4 protein-coding genes are annotated in these 6002 nt (G+C 72.5%); 2 read left to right on the top strand and 2 right to left on the bottom strand.

The annotated features are described in order from the left end of the window. Nucleotides 1-262: 262 nt before the first annotated feature. Entirely contained in the window at nt 263-1837 is a 1575-nt protein-coding gene (locus K6I33_RS30255) for an APC family permease (protein ID WP_374286145.1), read from the top strand. Nucleotides 1838-1897: 60 nt separating this feature from the next. On the opposite strand, the gene K6I33_RS30250 is transcribed toward K6I33_RS30255, so the two are convergent. Further along, complete coding sequence (locus tag K6I33_RS30250; protein WP_229357740.1) at nt 1898-3883, bottom strand: translation factor GTPase family protein; 1986 nt, start codon at nt 3881-3883, stop codon at nt 1898-1900. Nucleotides 3884-4093: 210 nt separating this feature from the next. Next, nucleotides 4094-5011, bottom strand: coding sequence for an SGNH/GDSL hydrolase family protein (locus K6I33_RS30245; protein WP_229357739.1), 918 nt, complete (start codon nt 5009-5011; stop codon nt 4094-4096). A 190-nt stretch (nt 5012-5201) separates the two neighbouring features. Here K6I33_RS30245 and K6I33_RS30240 point away from each other — a divergent pair. Beyond that, the coding region (locus tag K6I33_RS30240; protein ID WP_229357738.1) for a PucR family transcriptional regulator at nt 5202-6002 on the top strand (801 nt) is incomplete at its 3' end.

Here is a 6002-nt window from a genome sequence, read left to right as displayed (position 1 = left end):
GAGCGGGGCGGGCTCGGGGTGCGGCGCGGTCGCCTGAGCGGTCCGCGCGGGCGGTTTCATCGACGGTTCGTTGTGCATGATGTCCTCCGGGTGCAGAGTGACGTGCGGGAACGATGGCGACGGTGTGGCGTCATGATGTCCCACAAAAGGCACCAAATGAAGATCGATTAACCGCCATACTGGCTCGGCTCACCCTCGAAGCGCCATGACAGGCACTCACTCGCCCCCGGAGGGCTCTCACGTGTCGGACCGTCCGCTGCCGGTGGAACCCGGCACGCCAGAAGTGGCCGTCCAGGAACGGCGGCTCCACCGCGACCTGGGGTTCTGGGGACTGACCGGAATCGGTTTCTCCAACATCGTCGGCTCCGGCTGGCTGTTCGCCGCGATGTACGCGGCCCAGACGGCGGGGCCCGCTTCCCTGCTCACCTGGGTCGGCGCGGGTGTGCTGTGCGGGCTCGTCGCCCTCGTCATGATCGAGCTCGGCGCGTCACGCCCCGAGGGCGGCGGAACGGTCCGCTGGCCGCTGTACGCGAGCGGCCGCCTGGTCGGCACGCTCGTCGGCTGGTCCGTCCTGCTGTCGGTGGGCGGCACCGCGGCCGAGATCAGCGCGATCATGCAGTACGCCAACCACTATCTCCCCGGCCTCTACACGGGCCACACCCTCAGCGCCTCGGGCCTCGGCGTCGCCGTGGCGCTGAGCACCCTGCTGACGGCGCTGAACTGGTTCGCGGTGCGGACGTTCGCCCGGCTCAACAACCTCGTGTCCATCTTCAAGGTCGTCATGCCCGTGGTCACCGTGCTCGCGCTGATCGCCTCCGGCTGGCACTCCGGACGCCTCACCGACCACGGCGGATTCGCGCCCTACGGCTACGCGGCCTGTCTGTCCGCGCTGGCCGGGGGCGGCGTGGTGTACTCGGTGAACGGCTTCCAGGCCCCGCTGGACTTCTCCGGCGAGGCCCGCGACCCCCGCCGGACCATCCCGGCCTCGGTGCTCACCGGCATCGGGCTGGCGCTGCTGATGTACCTGGGGCTCCAGCTGGCCTTCCTCTTCGCCGTCCCCGAGGACCTCCTCGGCCACGGCTGGAAGGGCGTGAGCTTCGAATCGCCCTTCGGCCAGCTGGCGCTGATCTTCAATCTGCACTGGCTGTCCACGCTCCTCTACGCGGACGCGGTCGTCTCGCCGGGCGGCTCGGCGTACGTGGGCGTCGCCATCGACGCCCGGCACACCTACGCCCTCGCCAAGAACGGCACCCTGCCCCGGTCCCTGATGAAGGTCGACAGCCGCTCCGGCATCCCGCACCGGGCGCTGGCGCTGAACCTCGCCGTCATCGTGGTCTTCCTGCTGCCGTTCGGCGGCTGGCAGCGCATCGTCAGCATCATGGGCGACATGTACCTGCTGATCTATGCCGCGTCGGCCGTCGCCGCCGCTGTCTTCCTGCGGCAGCCGGGTGCCGCGATGGCGGGCTGGGTGCCCGGGCTGCGCTGGATCGCGCCCGTCAGCTTCGTGGTGTCGAGCGAGTTCGTGTACTGGTCGGGCTGGCACGACCTGCGGCTGGCGCTGCCGCTCGTGCTGGCCGGGCTGCTGATCTTCCTGGCGATGCGGCGAACGGGCGACGAGGACGGCCCGCTCCTCGCCGAACTGCGCACCGGGGCCTGGCTGGTCGTCTATCTCGCCGTGCTGACGCTGCTCTCCTGGCTCGGCACCTTCAAGGGCTCGGGCCGGCTGCCCGCACCGTACGACTCGCTGACCGTCGCCGCCGTCGCGCTGGGCATCTTCTTCTGGGCGGTCCGTTCGGGTGTACGCCAACTGCCGCCCGCGGCGGGCGCTCACGCGTGACGGACCGGCGGCGGACCGCGACCCCCGTCCCGCAACGCCGGACGGGGGTCGCCGCGGCCGCTACAGGCGCTTGAGCACGTGCAGCAGGTACGCGTCCCGGTTCAGCGGGTCCGGCCCCTGGGGGCGCGGCCGCACCGGGTGACGTCCCCGGACGGGCCGGTAGCCGTGGAAGGCGGACAGGAAGACGCCCTCCCCCTGGGTGAGCGCGGGGACCCGCTGCTCGAAGCCGTGCGTCCGGCCCGCCGCCAGCAGGCCCTCCAGCCGGTAGACGTCGCCGTCGGCGACGGGCGGGAAGGGGGTCGCGCCCAGCTCGGCCAGCCGGGCGAGGACCGGGCTCAGGGCACCGGCGGGCAGCTCCAGTTCGAAGGCGTTCACCGGTTCGTGGACCTCCGTCCCGGCCCGGCGCAGCGCGTCCATCAGCACCAGCGGGGTGACCTTGCGGAAGTCGTCCGCGGCGCTGACGGGGCTGGCGTACCCGGTATGGGTGAGCGTCACCAGGCAGTCGGTGACCTGCCAGCCGTACAGGCCGTGCCGCAGGGTCGAGCGGACGGTCTCCTCGATGGCCCTGTGGAACGCCCGGGGCAGCGAGCCCAGTTCGACGGCGAGGCGGAAGACGACGCCCTCGCCCGGCCCGGCGGGCTCCACACGGAGGCCCACCGTCGCCCAGAAGTAGTTCACGTAGGTGCCGGTGTCGATCTCCTCCAGTGCCTCGCCGACGCCGGTGGGCTTCTCGATGTGGACCGTGCGGGTCTCCTCGAAGCGGACGGCGACGCCGTACTCCTCCGCGAGCGTGGTGTGGATGATGTCCTTCTGCACCTCTCCGTAGAGCCGCACAACGGCTCCGCCGGTGTCCGCGTCCTGCTGGAGCTCGATGTGGGGGTCCTGTTCGGCGAGGGCCGCCAGGGCCGTGTGGAGCCGGGGCGCGGCCTCGGGCCGCAGGGGGCGGACGACGGTCTCCAGGGCGGGCGGGGCGAAGGCGCCGGTGCGGCCGGTACCGTCCGCCCGGCCCAGCCGGTCGCCGACGCGGAGGTCCTTCAGGCCCCTGATCTGCGCGATGTCCCCTGCCTCCGCCCGGGCCTCGACGGTGGTGGCGCCCCGGTCGAAGACGCGCAGCGAGGTGATCCGGCCGGGGTGCCGGGTGACGAGCCCGGAGTGGTCGGTGCGGTGGAGGACGGCCTCGTCGCGGGCGGCGAGGCTGCCTGCGGTCAGATGGAGGTAGCCGATCCGTTCACCCCGGGCACCGCGTTCGATCTTGAACACGGTGCCGGCCGGTTCCCCGCCGGGGCGGGTGCCGTCCGGGGCGGGGAGCAGGTCCCGTACTCCGGAGAGGAGTTCCCCGATGCCCTCGCCGGTGACGGCGGAGCCGAAGTACACCGGGTGGGTGAGTCCCTTGGCGGTCTGGAGGGCGAGTTCCGCGGTGTAGTCACCGGGGGTGAGGGCGCGGGTGTCGTCCAGGTAGGAGCCGAGGAAGGCGTCGCTGTGCCCGGTGAGGACCTCCGCGAGTTCGTCGGTGAACGCCGGGTCGTCGAGGGCGCGCGGGCGCACGCGCACGGCGGGGGTGCCGAGGCCCGTGGCGGTGCTCATGGCGACGGCGGAGGCGGTGAGCCGCCGGCGGATCGCGGAGAGCACGGCGTCCGTGTCCGCCCCGGCGCGGTCGGCCTTGTTGACGAAGACCAGGGTGGGGATGGCGAGTCTGCGCAGGGTGCGCATCAGGACGCGCGTCTGCGGCTGTACGCCTTCCACGGCGGAGACGACCAGCACGGCGCCGTCCAGCACACGCAGGGCGCGTTCGACCTCGGCGATGAAGTCGGAGTGCCCCGGGGTGTCGATCAGGTTGACCTTGAGGTCGTCCAGGACGAAGGCGGCGACGGCCGAGCGGATGGTGATGCCCCGGCGCCGTTCCAGCTCCAGGGAGTCGGTCTGTGTGGTGCCGTCGTCGACGCTCCCCACCGCGTCGATGACTCCGGTGCGGTGGAGGAGGCGCTCGGTGAGGCTGGTCTTACCGGCGTCTACGTGGGCGAGGATCCCCAGGTTCAGCTTGTTCATACGGGCTCTTCACAGTCATGGGTGCGGGCATACGGTCCTTGGTCGTCGGAGCTCCGGTCGCCTGCCGCATGATGTCCCGCTCTCTGTTTCCGCTGCGAAGTGGCCCGTGGGACGGCCCGTGAAATGGCCCCGCACGGTCTCGTGCGGGGCCAATCAATCAGTCGCCGTGGGGGTTGTCCAACGGATTTCCCCGGGGCGCGGTACGTGCCGTCAGCCGCGGAGGGTGTTGAGCACCGCGTCGGCCCTGACGCGCTCACCCGTGGCGTTGGGGTGGAGCGGCAGGGTGGGCTTGCCGGGGAGGAGCGGCTCGATCCAGGGGTCCGCCGAGCAGGGGTCGTGCCCCGTGGTCGGGGTGAGGGTGTCGACGTAGGTGGCGTCGTTGGCGGCGGCGGCCTTGGCGACCATCTTGTTGAGGTCGCCGAGGACGGTGCGCAGATAGGCGATGTCGCCGGTCGTGATGGGCATCTTGCCCAGGCAGGTCCTCGGGTCGTCGGGCACCACCGACGGATAGCCGACGACCAGCACCTTGGCCCCGGGCGCCTTGGCGTGGATCCGCTGGAGGCCGTCCGCGAGCTTGGGGGCGACGGCGTCCAGGCGCTTGGTGAGCGTGTCCTTGTAGAAGTCGCGGCAGGGCGCGCCGAAGGGGTTGGTGAGGGCCAGGCCGGAGCACGCCGCGACGACGTCGACGAAACCGAGGTCCGACGTGCCGAGGTTGTTGCCGCCGATGGTGAGCGTGACGAGCCCGGTGTCCGGCTTCACGGCGTCGAGCTGGGGGCCGTTGACGCGGATGCCGGCGTCGGTCTGCGCCGTGGTGAGGGCGCCCACCTTGGCCGCCGCGCAGGAGGCGTCCGTGTAGGAGGCCGGTTTGAGGCTCGCGGCGATGAGACGGCCGTAGCTGCGGTCGGAGCGCAGGCACAGTCCTCCGGAGATGTTGGGGATCCCGGCACCGGCGGCGTAGGAGTCGCCGAGGGCCACGTAGGACGTACCGGAGCCGGCCGGCGCCGCGGCCTGGGCGGGGCTCGCCACGGCGGTGGTGAGGGGCGTGGCGAGGACGGCGCAGCCGGCCAGCAGGGCGGGCCACTTCCGGGGGGACGTGCTGTCCTTGCCGCGCTTCGCTGCTCTGGGCACGGTTCCTCCTGGGGGGTACGGAGAGGGTACGGAGAGGTTGAACGGACGACGAAACCGGCCGGTAACGTTGCGGATATCGTCGTGGGCTCCCGTCCCGTGGGCCACGTACCGGTGCACAGTGATGACGTCGGCCCGTTGTCCCCGGGCACAACGTCGCCCGAATCGCACCTCCGTTTGTAACCTGCGGTACATGAACCGCACTTCGCCTCCGCCCGCCGAGGTCGCCCCCGCCGCCGCCGTACTGCTGGGGCGCGCGCGGGAGGTGAGCGAGCGCATGGCCCTGCGCATCCGGGCCGAGGTGGCCTACTACGGCAGCGAGGACCGGGTGCCGTTCGAGGAACTGGGCACCTCCTGCCGGGACAACACCGAGCTGGTGCTCGGTCAGCTCGTCGACGGCCGGGGCTCCGACCTCGCTCCGGCGCGCAACACGGGCCGCGAGCACGCCCACCGGGGGGCGCCGCTGGCGGAGCTGCTGCACGCCTACCGCGTGGGGTCCGAGTTCCTGTGGTCCGAGCTGGCCGCCCTGGTCCGGGACGCCGACGGCATCACCGTCGACACCGTCGCCTCGCTCGCCGCCTGGTGGGTGAACGAGGGCCTGGCGGCGGCGGCCGGGGACGCCTACCGGGAGGCCGCCTCGGAGCTGGTGCTCCAGCGGGAGCGCGAGCGCTCCGCGCTGGTCGAGGCCCTGTTCACGGGGCTGCTCACCGACCGCACCACGGTCTGGGAGGCGGCCCAGGTGCTGGGGCTGACCGAGGGCCCGTTCGTCGTGGTGGCGGCCGGTGTGCCCGCCCCGGGGCGGGAGGCGCTGCCCGGCATCGAGACCCGGCTGCTCGCCGAGGAGGCGCGTTCGGCGTGGCGGCTGCTGCCCGACCTCCAGGTGGGCGTGGTCGCCGTGCGGGGTGCGGGCGGCGAGGAGGCGGCGCTGCGCGTCCTGGGCCGGGCCGCCGGCTCCCCCGTCGGGGTCAGCCCGCCGTACGCGGCGCTCCAGGAC

The sequence above is a fragment of the Streptomyces sp. UNOB3_S3 genome, assembly GCF_020740895.1.
Lineage (GTDB): Bacteria > Actinomycetota > Actinomycetes > Streptomycetales > Streptomycetaceae > Streptomyces.
The sequence above is the reverse complement of the archived record's forward strand: the minus strand, read 5'-3'. Positions and strand labels throughout refer to the sequence as shown.

Excerpts from the sequence above, each read along its gene's own strand:
- K6I33_RS30250 (WP_229357740.1), bottom strand. The coding sequence starts at position 3,883 with ATGAACAAGCTGAACCTGGGGATCCTCGCCCACGTAGACGCCGGTAAG.